This is a genomic window from Streptomyces sp. NBC_00425, assembly GCF_036030735.1.
GTDB lineage: Bacteria > Actinomycetota > Actinomycetes > Streptomycetales > Streptomycetaceae > Streptomyces.
In genome coordinates this window covers 3,974,151-3,989,561 of the sequence record NZ_CP107928.1, presented here as the reverse complement: position 1 = coordinate 3,989,561, position 15,411 = coordinate 3,974,151, and the positions used below count along the sequence as shown (strand labels likewise).

Genomic DNA, 15,411 nt, shown 5'->3' with positions numbered 1-15,411 from the left:
CCGTCAGTACGACGAGCCGGACGCGCCCAGCGAGCCCGTGGGGTGCCAGACGGTCTTCGTCTCCAGGAAGGCCGTCATACGGTCGATGCCGGGAGTCGCCGCCCAGTCGTCCACAGGCTGTGGACGAAGAACGCGCTTGAGGTTGTCGGCCGCGGCGATCTCCAGCTCCTTCGCCAGCGCCTCGTCGGCGCCCGCGAGGTCGATCGCGTTGACGTCCTGGTGGGACGCCAGCGGCGCCGCGATCTCCGCGGTGCGGCCGGAGAGGACGTTGACGACGCCGCCGGGCAGGTCGGAGGTGGCCAACACCTCGCCGAGCGACAGCGCCGGCAGCGGCGACCGCTCGCTCGCGATCACCACGGCCGTGTTGCCGGTGGCGATCACCGGGGCGACGACCGAGACCAGACCCAGGAAGGACGAGTCCTGCGGCGCGAGGACGGTCACGACGCCCGTCGGCTCCGGCGAGGAGAGGTTGAAGTACGGTCCCGCGACCGGGTTCCCGCCGCCCACCACCTGGGCGATCTTGTCGGTCCAGCCCGCGTACCAGACCCAGCGGTCGATCGTCGCGTCCACCACGGAGGCAGCCCTGGTCTTCGACAGACCCTCGGCGTCGGCGACCTCGCGGGCGAACTGCCCCCGGCGGCCCTCCAGCATCTCCGCGACGCGGTAGAGGATCTGGCCCCGGTTGTACGCCGTGGCCCCGGCCCAGCCGCCGAACGCCTTGCGCGCGGCGACCACCGCGTCACGCGCGTCCTTGCGGGACGACTGCGGCGCGTTGGCCAGCCACCTGCCCTGTGCGTCGGTCACCTCGTACACCCGGCCGCTCTCCGAACGCGGGAACTTCCCGCCGACGTACAGCTTGTAGGTCTTGAAGACGCTCAGACGCGGCTGCTCGGTCTTCTCGGACTTGTCAGACATCGAGGTACGCCTCCAGGCCGTGGCGGCCGCCCTCGCGGCCGAAGCCCGACTCCTTGTACCCGCCGAACGGCGAGGTCGGGTCGAACTTGTTGAACGTGTTGGACCAGACGACGCCGGCCCGGAGCTTGTTCGCCACCGCGAGGATGCGGGAGCCCTTCTCCGTCCAGACGCCCGCCGACAGGCCGTACGGCGTGTTGTTGGCCTTGGCGACGGCCTCGTCCGGAGTGCGGAAGGTGAGGACCGACAGGACGGGGCCGAAGATCTCGTCCCGGGCGACGGTGTGGGCCTGGGTGACGTTCGTGAAGAGCGTCGGCGCGAACCAGTAGCCCGCGTCCGGCAGTTCACAGGCCGGGGACCAGCGCTCCGCGCCCTCGGCCTCGCCCTGCTCGACGAGCGAGGTGATACGGGTCAGCTGCTCCTCGGAGTTGATCGCGCCGATGTCGGTGTTCTTGTCCAGCGGATCGCCGAGGCGCAGCGTCGACAGCCGGCGCTTGAGGGACTCCAGCAGCTCCTCCTGGATCGACTCCTGGACGAGGAGACGGGAGCCCGCGCAGCAGACCTGGCCCTGGTTGAAGAAGATGCCGTTGACGATGCCCTCGACGGCCTGGTCGATCGGCGCGTCGTCGAAGACGATGTTGGCGCCCTTGCCGCCCAGCTCCAGCGTGAGCTTCTTGCGGGTCCCCGCGACCGTCTTCGCGATGGCCTTGCCGACGGCCGTGGAACCGGTGAAGGCCACCTTGTTCACGTCGGGGTGGGCGACGAGCGCCGCACCCGCGTCGCCGTACCCCGGCAGGATGTTGACGACGCCCCTGGGCAGACCCGCCTGACGGCAGACGTCCGCGAAGAACAGGGCGGACAGCGGCGTCGTCTCGGCCGGCTTCAGGACGACCGTGTTGCCGGTGGCGAGCGCCGGGGCGATCTTCCACGCCAGCATCAGCAGGGGGAAGTTCCACGGGATGACCTGGCCGGCCACGCCCAGCGGCTTCGGCGAGGACCCGAACCCGGCGTGGTCGAGCTTGTCGGCCCAGCCCGCGTAGTAGAAGAAGTGCGCGGCGACCAGCGGGAGGTCGGCGTCACGCGTCTCCCGGATCGGCTTGCCGTTGTCCAGCGTCTCCAGGACGGCCAGTTCGCGGCTGCGCTCCTGGATGATCCGGGCGATGCGGAACAGGTACTTAGCCCGCTCGGCGCCGGGGAGCGCCGACCAGGCGCCGAAGGCCCTGCGGGCGGCCTTCACGGCGCGGTCCACGTCCGCCTCGCTCGCCTGGGCGATCTCGGAGAGGACCTCCTCGGAGGACGGCGAGACGGTCTTGAACACCTTGCCGTCGGCGGCGTCGGTGAACTCGCCGTCGATGAACAGGCCGTAGGAGGGGGCGATGTCGACGACCGAGCGGGACTCGGGCGCCGGTGCGTACTCGAATGCGGAAGTCAGCTTTTCCATGGTCATGGGGTCTCAGTCCACCGTCACGTAGTCGGGGCCGGAGTAGCGGCCGGTGGCCAGCTTCTGGCGCTGCATCAGCAGATCGTTGAGGAGCGAGGAGGCGCCGAAGCGGAACCAGTGGTTGTCCAGCCAGTCCTCGCCCGCGGTCTCGTTGACCAGGACCAGGAACTTGATCGCGTCCTTGCTGGTGCGGATGCCGCCGGCCGGCTTCACGCCGACCTGGACGCCGGTCTGGGCGCGGAAGTCGCGGACGGCTTCCAGCATGAGCAGGGTGTTGGCGGGGGTGGCGTTGACGGCGACCTTGCCGGTGGACGTCTTGATGAAGTCCGCCCCGGCCAGCATGCCGAGCCAGCTCGCCCGCCGGATGTTGTCGTACGTCGACAGCTCGCCGGTCTCGAAGATGACCTTGAGACGGGCGGCCGTCCCACAGGTCTCGCGGACGGCGACGATCTCGTCGTAGACCTTCATGTACCGGCCCGCCAGGAACGCGCCGCGGTCGATGACCATGTCCACCTCGTCGGCGCCGGCGGCGACCGCGTCACGGACGTCGGCCAGCTTCACGTCGAGGGCGGCGCGGCCGGCCGGGAAGGCGGTGGCGACCGAGGCGACCTTCACGGCGGAGCCCGCGACGGCCTCCTTGGCGACGGCCACCATGTCGGGATAGACGCAGACCGCGGCCGTGGCGGGGGCCGTCCGGTCGGTCGGGTCGGGACGGACCGCCTTCGCGCCGAGCGCCCGGACCTTGCCCGGGGTGTCCGCGCCTTCCAGCGTCGTCAGGTCGACCATCGAGATGGCGAGGTCGATGGCGTACGCCTTGGCGGTCGTCTTGATGGAACGGGTGCCGAGCGTGGCGGCGCGCGCCTCCAGGCCGACCGCGTCGACGCCGGGCAGCCCGTGGAGGAAGCGGCGCAACGCGGCGTCGGACGCGGTCACGTCGGTGAGCGCCGGGGCTGCGGTGGGTGCATTGGTGGGCATGGTCACCAGACGAGCATATCTACGCGCGTAGCGGGTGTACACCCCCGGAAGCCGTTCGGGCGCTCATCGCACGCCGGGGCACCGCGTATGAGCGGATCGCGGGCTTCGGGCACAATCGGGGCCATGACGAGCCCGGAAGACCAGTCACCAGAGCCACGGCCCGCGAAGCCTACGGGCGCCCCGGAGCCCGAAGGGCCCGCGGCGACCCCCGGGCCGGGCTCTTCCGGGCCCTCCGGCTCCCCGGAGTCCCCGGCCCACTCGGGCTCCCCGGCCGCTTCGGATTCTCCGGTCGCCTCGGGTTCTGCGGCGGACTCGGGTTCTGCGGCTTCCTCGGATTCTCCGGCGGACTCGGGTGCTGCGGCGGCTTCGGGGTTCCAGGAGCCCCCGGAGCCCGTGACGAAGGACCGGGTCTACCGCTCGTCCGCGGGCGTCGCCACCGGTGCTGCGCTGCTCGGGCTGGCCGCCTGGCTCGGCGTCGACGCGATCGTCGCGGGTGAGGGGCGCACGCCCTGGCTGGCGCTCGCGACGCTGATCATCGTCGTGCCGCTGATCATCGCCTTCACACTGCGGCCCGCCGTGTACGCGGGCCCGGACCGGCTGCGGGTGCGCAACCCGTTCCGGTTGATCGTGCTGCCCTGGGGGCAGGTCGCCACGCTGCGGTCGGGCTACTCCAACGAGGCGATCGCCGTGTCGGGGAAGAAGTTCCAGCTGTGGTCCATCCCCGTCTCGCTGCGGGAACGCAAGCGGGCGGCCCGGGGCAAGGGCGGCCGACCGGGCCGGACCGGCACGGCTGCCGCGGACGTTCCTCTGCGCGCCCGCGGCGACCGGGACGTGGACGAGCTGCGCGAGGTGTGGGAGGCGCGGCAGCAGGAGGAGAGCGCGCAGGGCGAGGTGTCCGTGCGCTGGGCCTGGGAGATCCTGGGCCCGGTCGCGGCGGGAGCCGTGGTGCTGGGGATTCTGCTGGCCGTGGGTTGAGCCCGGGCCGGCGCCGCCGCGGAGGCGGCGTGTCGAGGGTTCGCAGTGTCGAGGGTTCGCAGTGGCGCGGGTTCGGCGTGTCGTGGGTGCGGCGGTGACCGGCACCGAGGCCGGGTCTGTCTGCTGGGATCCGAAGAGTGCGTGCCGGGAGTCCTGGGTCGGGGCCGGTGTCGTGCCGGCATCCGGGTCGGGCCGGCGGGTGCCCGGCCTGCGGGTCGGGGCAGGTGCCCGGTGGCGGTGGACGCGGGGTGAGGGGCGCGGGGTGTGGCCCTGCGGCAGTCGGGGTGGCGGGCCGGGACCCGGCCCGCGGTCAGCCGTCGGGCCGCGGTCCGTGCCGTCGGCGTGGCATCGGGCGAGGCGCTCGGGCGTGGTCATGGGCGCCGGGCGCGGCCCGAGGGCGGCGCACCCCTCGCTGCTGCGCCCCGGTGGGCATGTTCGGGCCACCCCTCGGTTTCGGGCTCCGGTCGTGGGGTGTGGGTCCGGGGTGCGGTGGTCCGGTGTGCGCCCACGGCGTGGGCGGGTGTCCACGGTGCAGGGATCCGCGGCGTCGGCGTTCGTCCGCCGGCGCGGTGGTCGGGGCAGGGCGATCCGGTGAGTCGGGAGAGTGGGCGATGAGTACGGAAGTCGGCGCGGTGCTGCGGCTGCCGGAGGCGGCGATACCCGAGGGCTGTCCGCCCTGGGACGGCGAGCGGGCGGCGCACTGGACGCGGGCGCTGCCGCCGCGCTGGGCGCCGGTGCGGCCCCCTGTGCCGGCCTTCGTGGCGCTGCCGCTCCTGGCCGTCCTCGTCGCCGGTCTGCTGAGCGCGTCGGGCGCACTGCCCGCGTGGGCCGCCGCCCTGGTCGCCCTGCACCTCGTGTGGCTGGTGCTGCGGCCCGAGGCGGCCGCGGTCCTCGGGCCCGTCGCCGTCGGTGTGGTGCTGACCGCGGGGGACCTCGCCCTCGGCGCACGGCTGGGCGCGGTGGCCGTGCTGGCGGGCGTCTGGGGAACCGTCTGTCTGCGGCTGACCGTGCGCCGGCGGCAGCGGGCGGCGGGACGGGAGGCCGCCTCAGGCGTGACGGCCGCGGCGCCGACGCCCGGAGGCGAGCGGGCGGAACGCGGGACGTTCCTGCTGTGGTGCGGGCTCGGCACGGTCGTCGCGGGCGGGGCGCTGTACGCCGCCGCCGGACTCTGGGACCGGTCCGCCGCCCGGCAGGCGGTCCCGGCGGCCGGCTGGTGTCTCGCCGGACTGGGCATCACCCTGATGCTCTCCGGGGTGTTGGGCCGCCGCCGCGCCCTCGGTCTGCGCCGCGAGCCCGTCCCGGTGCTGCGGGTCCTCGTGCGTGACAACAGCGACGCCGACACCGAGGTCTACGCCGCCGACGATCCCGCCGCGCTGCGTCCTTTGTTCACGGTCTCCACGTACAGGTCCAAGGCCACCCGGGCGGCCGACGCGGACAGGAGCGAGGGCCACGGGGGAGACGGCCACGAGGGCGACGACGGCGACGAGGGCGACGGTGACGACAACGAGCTGCACGCGCTGATCGACCGGATCGACGCCGAGCGCGCGGGGCCGCTGCGGGAGGCGGTACTCCACGGAATCCCCTACGACGGGGGCGAGGCCGTCTTCCTCGCCGCCGCGTCCGTGGCCGGCGCGGCGCCGGTGACGGAGGTGTCCCTCGGGCCGGTGCGGCCGATGACCCCGGGCGCGTTGCGGAGCAGGAACAGAGCCGGGAAGCGGAAGTCCGTCCGTGCGGCCCGGGACGCTCGGCTGCGCACGACGGCCGCGGAGGCCGCCGTCGAACGGGACCGGGACCACGAGGCGCCGGAGCGGGTGCGGCACTGGAGCGCCGGGTGGGCCGACCGGACCGCCGTCGCGCTCACGGCGCTGTTCCTCGCGTGCTACCTGAGGTCCGGCTGGTGGGGCGACGTCTACGCCCTCGTCCTCACGGTCCTCGCCGGCCTGGTGGTGCCGCGCCGGCTCGCCTGGCGCGTCACCGCCGACCGGGAGGGCCTGTGGTTCAACGGGCTGCGGGGGACCCGGCACGTCCTGTGGGACGACGTCGGGATCGTGAAGTGCGAGGGCCCGCGCCTGAGGATCGGCGGCGACCCTGCCGCGTCCGCGGAGTGGCGGGTGTCCTCCCCGCGCTGGTCCTGGCTGGAGGACAGGCTCGGGGTGCTGCATCCGTACGAGCGGACGGCCGCGGAGATCACGGCCATGTGGCGGACCCCGGCCCTGCGGCCGACCGTCACGGCGACCGGCCACCGCCGCGGACGGCCCCTGTGGCCCCTCGGCGTGGCCCTGGCGACGGCGGTCGCGGCGGCGCTGCTTCTCGTGCGGTGAGGCCCGCCGGGCGCACGGCGGTGCTGCTTTCCGCGCGGGGGCGCCGACGGTGCGCCGGCCGTCGTCCGCCCGCCGCGCCTTGCGTGTCCGCGCGTCAGATGCCCGCTGCCGCCGACAGGTCCCGCTTGAGGTCCGCCAGGAGTGCGGTCGCCCTGCTGCGGGCGGCCGGCAGGTCGGCGTGGACGGCGACCGGGACGACGACCTCCAGGTAGCACTTCAGCTTCGGCTCGGTGCCGCTGGGCCGGACGACGATCCTGGCGCCGTCGAGCGTGTAGCGCAGGCCGTCGGTGGGCGGCAGCCGGTCCGTGCCCCGGGTGAGGTCCTCCGCCGCGGTCACGGCCAGGCCCGCGAGGGAGGCAGGGGGCGCCGCACGCAGCCGGTCCATCGCGCGGGCGATGACGGAGAGGTCCTGCACCCGCACCGAGAGCTGGTCGGTGGCGTGCAGACCGTGCTCCACGGCGAGGTCGTCCAGCAGGTCCACGAGGGTGCGGCCCTGCTCCTTGAGCTCCGAGGCCAGTTCCGTGACGAGCAGGGCGGCGGTGATGCCGTCCTTGTCCCGGACGCCCTCGGGGTCCACGCAGTAGCCGAGGGCCTCCTCGTAGCCGTAGCGCAGGCCGTCCACGCGGGCGATCCACTTGAAGCCGGTGAGGGTCTCCTCGTAGGGCAGGCCCGCCTTCTCGGCGATGCGGCCGAGGAGGGAGGAGGAGACGATCGACTCGGCGAACGTGCCCCGCGCGCCGCGCCGGACGAGGTGGGCGCCCAGCAGGGAGCCGACCTCGTCGCCGCGCAGCATGCGCCAGTCGCCGTCGTGCGGGACGGCCACCGCACAGCGGTCGGCGTCCGGGTCGTTGGCGATGATCAGGTCCGGGGCCGCCGCGCGGGCGGCGGCGAAGGCGAGGTCCATCGCGCCGGGCTCTTCCGGGTTGGGGAAGGCGACGGTCGGGAAGTCCGGGTCGGGCTCGGCCTGCTCGGCGACGAGGACCGGCTCCGGGAAGCCCGCCCGGGCGAAGGCGGCGAGCAGGACGTCCTTGCCCACGCCGTGCATCGCCGTGTAGACGGTGCGGGCCGTGCGCGGGGATCCCTGGGCGAGGACGGCGTCCGTGCGGGCCAGATAGGCGTCGAGGACGGCGTCGTCGAGCGTCTCCCAGCCGGCCTCGGGACGGGGGACGTCGTCGAGCGAGTCGATCGCGTCGATCTCCGCCGCGATCCCCGCGTCGGCGGGCGGCACGATCTGTGAGCCGTCGCCCAGGTACACCTTGTAGCCGTTGTCGCGGGGCGGGTTGTGGCTGGCGGTGACCTCGACCCCGGCGACCGCGCCCAGCCGCCTTATGGCGAAGGCGAGGACGGGCGTGGGCAGGGGGCGGGGGAGCACGGCCGCCCGGAATCCCGCGCCGGTCATCACGGCTGCGGTGTCGCGGGCGAAGTCGGCGGACTTGTGGCGGGCGTCGTAGCCGATGACGACGGTGCCGCCGGCCTGGCCGTTCTTCGCGAGGTAGGCGGCGAGACCGGCCGCCGCGCGGATCACCACGGACCGGTTCATCCGCATGGGCCCGGCGCCCAGCTCGCCGCGCAGGCCGGCGGTGCCGAACTGGAGGGTGCCGCCGAAGCGGTCGGCGAGCTCGGTGGCCTCCCCGGCTTCGAGGAGCTCGGCCAGCTCGGCGCGGGTCTCGGGGTCGGGATCCTCCGCGAGCCAGGCCTGGGCGCGGGCGAGGAGATCGTCGTGCACGGGGGTCACCCTCCGGTTGCGTGTGGACGCCGGTTGTCTGCCGGCTCGGGCCGGATCCGCCCGGCCCGGGCCGGGTCCCCCTCCGGGGGAAGTGCGAGGACGAGGCCCGCTCGGGGCCCTTGGGGGACCGGGGGCGGCGGCCCCCGGTGGCGTGCTCAGAGCCGGCCGAGCACCCGGGCCAGCAACGACCCCATGCGCGTCGCGCTGTCCCGGCCCGCCTGGAGGACCTCCTCGTGGTTCAACGGCTCGCCGGTCATGCCGGCGGCGAGGTTGGTCACCAGGGAGATGCCGAGCACCTCGGCGCCCGCCTCGCGCGCCGCGATGGCCTCCAGCACGGTGGACATGCCCACCAGGTCAGCGCCGATGGTCCGCGCCATGCGGATCTCGGCCGGCGTCTCGTAGTGCGGGCCGGGGAACTGGGCGTAGACGCCCTCCTCCAGGGTGGCGTCGATCTCCTTGCACAGGGCGCGCAGCCGCGGCGAGTAGAGGTCCGTCAGGTCGACGAAGTTGGCGCCGATGATCGGCGAGGTCGCCGTCAGGTTGAGGTGGTCGCTGATCAGCACCGGCTGACCGGGACGCATGCCCTCGCGCAGGCCGCCGCAGCCGTTGGTCAGCACGATCGTCTTGCAGCCGGCCGCCACCGCGGTGCGCACGCCGTGGGCGACGGCGGCGACGCCGCGGCCCTCGTAGTAGTGGGTGCGGCCGAGGAACACCAGCGCCCGCTTCTCGCCGATCCGGTACGAGCGGACCTTGCCGCCGTGGCCCTCCACCGCGGGCGGCGGGAATCCGGGAAGGTCGGTGACCTGGAACTCGGCGTCGGCGGCGCCCAGGGCGTCCACGGCGGGCGCCCAGCCGGAGCCCATCACGAGGGCGACGTCGTGGGTCTCGGCGCCGGTCAGTTCGCGCAGGCGCGCGGCGGCGGCGTCGGCGGCGGCGTGGGGGTCGCCCTGGATGTCGTCCGGGAGAAGAGATGCGTTCACGCGGGAGAGCGTAGCCGGTTTGTGCCTACGCGCGTAGATGACGGAGCCCACGGGAATGCGATCGTTGTCTTGTCGTTTCCGACGAGGCCGGACCGCCGGGGCGGTCACTCACCCGTGACGAAGATGTCCCTGTCGTTGAAGACCTCGACGATGAAGATCAACAGCCTGCCGACGCTGACCGTGTACTCGATGAGGATGTTCTGGGTCAGCCGGATCGTCCGGTCGTCCCCGGTGGAGCTTATGGGTCGGGACAGATCGGGAAACGGGTCCGCGGCGAGCATCATGATGCCCTTCTCGAAGGCGGCCCGCTGCTGGCCGTCCAGTCGGTCGCGCGCCGCTGCCGCCTGCTCCGTGTAGAAGACGGTGTACGCAGTCCTGCCCGTCATCGCGGTCTCCCGTTCGTGTTCCTGTGCCCCACCGAGTTTAGAAGGCGGCCGCGCTCAGCAGGGCCGCTTGCGCAGCTCCATCACGTAATCGTGGGGCGCGCCCGCCGATTCCGCCGCGTCCGCGACCTCGCCCAGGTACCGTGCCGACGGCAGACCGCCCTCGTAGCCGTTCAGCACGTACATCCAGGCGGACTCCTCGCCCTCCAGCGTCTGCACCCGCACCCGGGCACGCCGGTAGATGCCCAGGCCCACGCCCTCCCAGCGGTCCAGCGACTCCTCGTCCATGGGGGCGACGTCGTACAGCGCGACGAACACCTGCGCACCGGGCTCCTCCACCACCGTCGCCAGCGCGCCGTCCCAGCCGAGCTGCTCGCCGCCGAAGGTCAGCCGCCAGCCGTTCAGCCAGCCCGTGGCGCGCAGCGGCGAGTGCGGGGTGCGGCGGGACATCAGCCGCGCGTCGAGGTTGCCGGCGTACGCGGCGTAGAGCGACATGCAAGGAGAGTACGGCAGCGGCCCCGGGCGGCACTCCCGTCACAGGCGTGGGCTCCCGCACGGGCCCCGGGGCGGTACCACCGCGTCCCGTGCGGGAGAATGGAGCACGTGACTCGGATCGTGATCATCGGTGGCGGACCCGGCGGCTATGAAGCGGCCCTGGTGGCCGCGCAGCTCGGCGCGGAGGTGACCGTCGTCGACTGCGACGGTCTGGGCGGAGCGTCGGTGCTGACCGACTGCGTGCCGTCGAAGACCCTTATCGCTACGGCCGAGGTCATGACGACCTTCGACTCGTCGTACGAGGAGCTCGGCATCATCGTCGCCGACGACACCCCGCCGCTGGAACAGGCGGCCCGGGTCGTCGGGGTCGACCTCGGCAAGGTGAACCGGCGCGTGAAGCGCCTCGCGCTCGCCCAGTCGCACGACATCACCGCCTCCGTCACCCGGGCCGGCGCGCGCGTGCTGCGCGGGCGGGGCCGGCTGCAGGGCATGCAGGCCCTCGACGGCTCGCGCAAGGTCGTGGTCGCCGCCGCCGACGGCACCGAGGAGACCCTCACCGCCGACGCCGTGCTGCTCGCCACCGGCGCCCACCCGCGCGAGCTGCCGGACGCGCAGCCCGACGGCGAGCGCATCCTGAACTGGACCCAGGTCTACGACCTCGGCGAGCTCCCCGAGGAGCTCATCGTGGTCGGCTCGGGCGTCACCGGCGCGGAGTTCGCCGGCGCCTACCAGGCCCTCGGCTCCAAGGTCACCCTGGTCTCCTCCCGTGACCGCGTGCTGCCCGGCGAGGACCCGGACGCGGCCGCCGTCCTCGAGGACGTCTTCCGCCGTCGCGGCATGAACGTCATGGCCCGTTCGCGCGCCGAGTCCGCCAAGCGGGTCGGCGACCGGGTCGAGGTCACCCTCTCCGACGGCCGGGTCATCACCGGCTCGCACTGCCTGATGGCGGTCGGCGCCATCCCCAACAGCGAGGGGATGGGTCTGGAGGAGGCGGGCGTCAAGGTCCGTGAGTCCGGGCACATCTGGACCGACAAGGTCAGCCGTACCACCGCCCCGGGCGTCTACGCGGCCGGCGACGTGACCGGGATCTTCGCCCTCGCCTCCGTCGCCGCCATGCAGGGCCGGATCGCCATGTACCACTTCCTCGGCGACGCGGTGGCCCCGCTCAACCTCAAGACGGTCTCCTCGAACGTCTTCACCGACCCCGAGATCGCCACCGTCGGCTACAGCCAGGCCGACGTGGACGGCGGGAAGATCGACGCCCGGGTCGTCAAGCTGCCGCTGCTGCGTAACCCGCGCGCCAAGATGCAGGGCATCCGGGACGGCTTCGTCAAGATCTTCTGCCGGCCCGGCACGGGGATCGTCGTCGGCGGAGTGGTCGTCGCCCCGCGCGCCTCGGAACTGATCCACCCCATCTCGATCGCCGTCGACAACAACCTGACGGTCGAACAGATCGCGAACGCGTTCACCGTGTACCCCTCCCTTTCGGGGTCGATCGCGGAGGTGGCGAGGCAGCTGCACACCCGGAAGACGTCGGGCGAGGGCTGACGGTCCGTTTCGATCGCCCCCGGCCACCCGCCGGACTCCCCGCCGGTCACGGGAAGTTGACCGGCGGGTCGGCTTTGTGTCGGTGGACGGCGCGGGAGGCACAGGCACCGTAAGTGAGCCTTATACCACCCGCCGTGCCTCTGTGCGAACAACTTCTACTATTCGGCGCAAAGAGCTGAAAGCAGACGGTCGTCCGCGTTACTGTCAGTTTCGTGTTCGCTGCAGAACGTCGTCAATTGATCCTCGAAATGGTGCGAGCGAACGGGGCCGTGTCGCTCCGTGAACTCGCCCGCGTCGTCCAGACCTCCGAAGTGACCGTGCGGCGGGACGTACGCGCACTGGAGGCAGAAGGACTCCTCGACCGCCGACACGGCGGTGCGGTATTGCCGGGCGGGTTCACGCGAGAGTCCGGCTTTCCGCAGAAATCCCATCTCGCGACCGCCGAAAAAACCGCCATCGCGGACCTCGCCGCGGGCTTCGTGGAAGAGGGCGAAGCCATCGTGGTCGGGGCGGGCACCACGACACAGGAGCTGGCCCGCCGGCTCGCCCGGGTGCCCGGTCTGACCGTGGTCACCAACTCGCTTCTGGTGGCCCAGGCCCTGGCCCACGCCAACCGGGTCGAGGTGGTGATGACGGGCGGCACCCTGCGCGGCTCCAACTACGCCCTGGTGGGCAGCGGGGCCGAACAGTCCCTCCAGGGACTGCGGGTGTCCCGTGCCTTCCTCTCCGGGAGCGGGCTGACCGCCGAGCGCGGGCTGTCCACGTCCAACATGCTGTCGGCGTCGGTCGACCGGGCGCTCGTCCAGGCGGCCGCCGAGGTCGTCGTCCTCGCCGACCACACCAAGCTCGGCACGGACACCATGTTCCAGACCGTGCCCACGGACCTCGTCACCCGCCTGGTGACGGACGAGCCGCCCGCGCACGACGACCGTGCCGCCACAGAGCTGCAGGCCCTGGCGGACCAGGGGGTGCAGATCGCCGTGGCCGGGGCGTCGGGAAGCCCGGGGGGTGATGCGGCCCCGGCGCGCCATCAGCAACAGCGCCGGGACGTACCGCTGCCGGCCCCGCGGCGGGGCCAGGTTCCGGGGGCCGCGTCGGGTCTGCGTGCCGGATCCGTCCTGGGGGAGCAGGCGCCGGGTGCGGAGCGGGCGAGGGTTGCGGACCTGCGTCGGCGTTGACCTCGCGGTCTGCTTGCCGGGGGTTTCGCCCCCCGGGGTCCTTGCGCGGGCCGCATGCCGGGGGTTCCGCCGCTCCCGGGACCCTCGCGCGGGCCGCATGCCGGGGGTTCCGCCGCCCCGGGACCCTCGCGCGGGCCGCATGCGGGGGCTCCGCCCCCAGGCCCCCGATCGGCCCTGAACGGGCCTCGTCCTCAAACGCCGGACGGGCTGAATGGTGCGGGCCCGGAGTGAGCGTCCGGCGGGCTGAGTGTGCGGGGGCGGGTGGATCGTGCCGGACGGGCTGAGTGTGCGGGCCCGGGGTTGACGCGGTGAGGCGCCCGCGGGAGCGGGCGCCTCGACACGGTGAACGGGTGGGGTCAGTCCTTGATCTCGCAGATCGCCGCGCCCGACGTGATGGACGCGCCGACCTCCGCGCTCAGGCCCTTGACGGTGCCGGAGCGGTGGGCGTTCAGGGGCTGCTCCATCTTCATGGCCTCCAGGACGACGACCAGGTCGCCCTCCTTGACCTCCTGGCCCTCCTCGACCGCGACCTTGACGATCGTGCCCTGCATGGGAGAGGCGAGGGTGTCGCCGGAGGCCACGGGGCCGGACTTCTTGGCCGCCCGGCGCTTCGGCTTGGCGCCCGCCGCGAGGCCCGTGCGGGCCAGCGACATGCCGAGCGAGGACGGAAGGGAGACCTCCAGCCGCTTGCCGCCGACCTCGACGACGATCGTCTCGCGGTCCGTCTCGTCCTCGGCGTCGGTGTCCGCAGAGGCCGCGAACGCCGGGATCTCGTTGACGAACTCGGTCTCGATCCAGCGGGTGTGGACCGTGAACGGGTCCTGGCTGCCGGTGAGTTCGGGGGCGAACGCCGGGTCCGCGACCACCGCGCGGTGGAACGGGATCGCCGTGGCCATGCCCTCGACCTGGAACTCGGCCAGGGCGCGGGCCGCCCGCTGCAGCGCCTGCTCACGGGTCGCGCCGGTGACGATCAGCTTGGCGAGGAGGGAGTCCCAGGCCGGACCGATCACGCTGCCGGACTCGACGCCGGCGTCCAGGCGGACGCCCGGGCCCGACGGCGGGGCGAAGAGGGTGACCGTGCCGGGGGCCGGCAGGAAGTTACGGCCCGGGTCCTCGCCGTTGATGCGGAACTCGAAGGAGTGGCCGCGCAGTTCCGGGTCGCCGTAGCCGAGCTCCTCGCCGTCGGCGATGCGGAACATCTCGCGGACGAGGTCGATGCCGGCGACCTCCTCGGTCACCGGGTGCTCGACCTGGAGCCGGGTGTTGACCTCCAGGAAGGAGATCGTGCCGTCGACGCCGACGAGGAACTCCACGGTGCCGGCGCCGACGTAGCCGGCCTCCTTCAGGATGGCCTTGGAGGAGGCGTACAACTCGGCGGTCTGCGCCTCGGAGAGGAACGGCGCCGGGGCCTCCTCGACCAGCTTCTGGTGGCGGCGCTGCAGGGAGCAGTCACGGGTGGAGACGACGACCACGTTGCCGTGGCTGTCGGCGAGACACTGCGTCTCCACGTGGCGCGGCTTGTCGAGGTAGCGCTCCACGAAGCACTCGCCGCGACCGAAGGCGGCGACCGCCTCGCGGACCGCCGACTCGTACAGCTCGGGGACCTCTTCCAGCGTCCGGGCGACCTTCAGACCGCGGCCGCCGCCGCCGAACGCGGCCTTGATCGCGATCGGCAGGCCGTGCTCCTCGGCGAAGGCGACGACCTCGTCGGCGCCGGAGACCGGGTCGGGCGTGCCGGCCACGAGAGGCGCGCCGGCGCGCTGGGCGATGTGCCGGGCGGCGACCTTGTCGCCGAGGTCGCGGATGGCCTGCGGCGGCGGGCCGATCCAGATCAGGCCCGCGTCCAGGACCGCCTGGGCGAACTCTGCGTTCTCCGAGAGGAATCCGTAACCCGGATGGACGGCGTCCGCGCCCGACTCCCGGGCCGCGTTCAGCACCTTCTCGATGTCGAGATAGCTGGTCCCTGGAGTGTCACCGCCCAGGGCGAACGCCTCATCCGCGGCGCGGACATGCAGAGCGTCCCGGTCCGGGTCGGCGTAGACGGCCACGCTCGCGATACCGGCATCCCGGCATGCCCGGGCCACGCGGACAGCGATTTCGCCACGGTTGGCGATGAGCACCTTGCGCACGATTGAGGCTCCCTCCTTGAAACAAGCCGAGTTTAGGGACTGCCGACACGACTCATCGACCCGTGCCCACAGGTGAGCTTGCCCACACGGAGCGTGATGCGAGGCTCACTCGACACCGAAATTCCTTGCAGTACCGCCGTACGCAGCACTCCTCCGGGAAACCCTAGCCCTCCGATGTGGTCAAGGTCTCTGTGAGAGCGTGCTGCGGCCCACTCTGTTTCTTTGTGGAGTCCCTACGAATGGCCCAATGATTCTTTGCCCCGCGCAGAACCCTTGTCCCAGGGTTTACCCGTTAGTAGCGTTCAGGATGTCTCGAACGTACTTGAGGTAACAGCACCCTTGCTCGGG

The 15,411-nt window shown here is 72.9% G+C and carries 12 protein-coding genes; 4 read left to right on the top strand and 8 right to left on the bottom strand.

Annotated features, from left to right (window positions below):
• Positions 1-3 precede the first annotated feature (3 nt).
• Genes OHS82_RS16880 through deoC form a run of 3 tightly spaced genes read right to left on the bottom strand, consistent with a single transcriptional unit; the run spans position 4 to position 3,328 of the window.
• The gene (locus tag OHS82_RS16880) at positions 4-915 is read right to left on the bottom strand and encodes an aldehyde dehydrogenase family protein (protein ID WP_057584524.1); all 912 of its coding nucleotides are present in this window, start codon (positions 913-915) and stop codon (positions 4-6) included.
• Complete coding sequence (locus OHS82_RS16875; RefSeq protein WP_328436073.1) at positions 908-2,344, bottom strand: aldehyde dehydrogenase family protein; 1,437 nt, start codon at positions 2,342-2,344, stop codon at positions 908-910. The genes OHS82_RS16880 and OHS82_RS16875 overlap by 8 nt, the downstream gene beginning before the upstream one ends.
• 21 nt (positions 2,345-2,365) lie before the next feature.
• Positions 2,366-3,328 carry a deoxyribose-phosphate aldolase gene (gene deoC / locus OHS82_RS16870; protein ID WP_057584762.1) on the bottom strand — a complete coding sequence of 321 codons (963 nt, stop codon included), beginning with the start codon at positions 3,326-3,328 and terminating at the stop codon, positions 2,366-2,368.
• Between the two features lie 393 nt (positions 3,329-3,721).
• On the opposite strand from deoC, the gene OHS82_RS16865 reads away from it, so the two are divergent.
• Together OHS82_RS16865 and OHS82_RS16860 are read left to right on the top strand one after the other, a co-directional pair.
• Positions 3,722-4,303 carry a PH domain-containing protein gene (locus OHS82_RS16865; RefSeq protein WP_057584523.1) on the top strand — a complete coding sequence of 194 codons (582 nt, stop codon included), beginning with the start codon at positions 3,722-3,724 and terminating at the stop codon, positions 4,301-4,303.
• Positions 4,304-4,914: 611 nt separating this feature from the next.
• A complete protein-coding gene (locus tag OHS82_RS16860; protein ID WP_328434096.1) occupies positions 4,915-6,624 on the top strand; it encodes a hypothetical protein in 1,710 nt (569 codons plus the stop codon).
• A 94-nt stretch (positions 6,625-6,718) separates the two neighbouring features.
• On the opposite strand, the gene OHS82_RS16855 is transcribed toward OHS82_RS16860, so the two are convergent.
• From OHS82_RS16855 to OHS82_RS16840, 4 genes are all read right to left on the bottom strand, one after another.
• Positions 6,719-8,350 carry a phospho-sugar mutase gene (locus tag OHS82_RS16855; RefSeq protein ID WP_057584521.1) on the bottom strand — a complete coding sequence of 544 codons (1,632 nt, stop codon included), beginning with the start codon at positions 8,348-8,350 and terminating at the stop codon, positions 6,719-6,721.
• 155 nt (positions 8,351-8,505) lie between these two features.
• Positions 8,506-9,330 carry a purine-nucleoside phosphorylase gene (locus tag OHS82_RS16850; RefSeq protein ID WP_057584761.1) on the bottom strand — a complete coding sequence of 275 codons (825 nt, stop codon included), beginning with the start codon at positions 9,328-9,330 and terminating at the stop codon, positions 8,506-8,508.
• Positions 9,331-9,434: 104 nt separating this feature from the next.
• Entirely contained in the window at positions 9,435-9,716 is a 282-nt protein-coding gene (locus tag OHS82_RS16845) for a type II toxin-antitoxin system RelE family toxin (protein ID WP_057584520.1), read from the bottom strand.
• A 54-nt stretch (positions 9,717-9,770) separates the two neighbouring features.
• Complete coding sequence (locus tag OHS82_RS16840; RefSeq protein WP_057584519.1) at positions 9,771-10,208, bottom strand: gamma-glutamylcyclotransferase; 438 nt, start codon at positions 10,206-10,208, stop codon at positions 9,771-9,773.
• A gap of 99 nt (positions 10,209-10,307) precedes the next feature.
• Between OHS82_RS16840 and OHS82_RS16835 the strand changes: the two genes are divergently transcribed.
• Together OHS82_RS16835 and OHS82_RS16830 are read left to right on the top strand one after the other, a co-directional pair.
• Positions 10,308-11,756: an NAD(P)H-quinone dehydrogenase gene (locus OHS82_RS16835; RefSeq protein WP_057584518.1), complete on the top strand. Its 1,449-nt coding sequence runs from the start codon at positions 10,308-10,310 to the stop codon at positions 11,754-11,756.
• Positions 11,757-11,968: 212 nt separating this feature from the next.
• Positions 11,969-12,934, top strand: a complete 966-nt coding sequence (locus OHS82_RS16830; RefSeq protein ID WP_079041636.1) for a DeoR/GlpR family DNA-binding transcription regulator — start codon at positions 11,969-11,971, stop codon at positions 12,932-12,934.
• 356 nt (positions 12,935-13,290) lie between these two features.
• Here the strand turns inward: OHS82_RS16830 and OHS82_RS16825 are convergent, their stop codons facing one another.
• Complete coding sequence (locus tag OHS82_RS16825) at positions 13,291-15,063, bottom strand: acetyl/propionyl/methylcrotonyl-CoA carboxylase subunit alpha (protein ID WP_057584516.1); 1,773 nt, start codon at positions 15,061-15,063, stop codon at positions 13,291-13,293.
• Between the last annotated feature and the right edge of the window lie 348 nt (positions 15,064-15,411).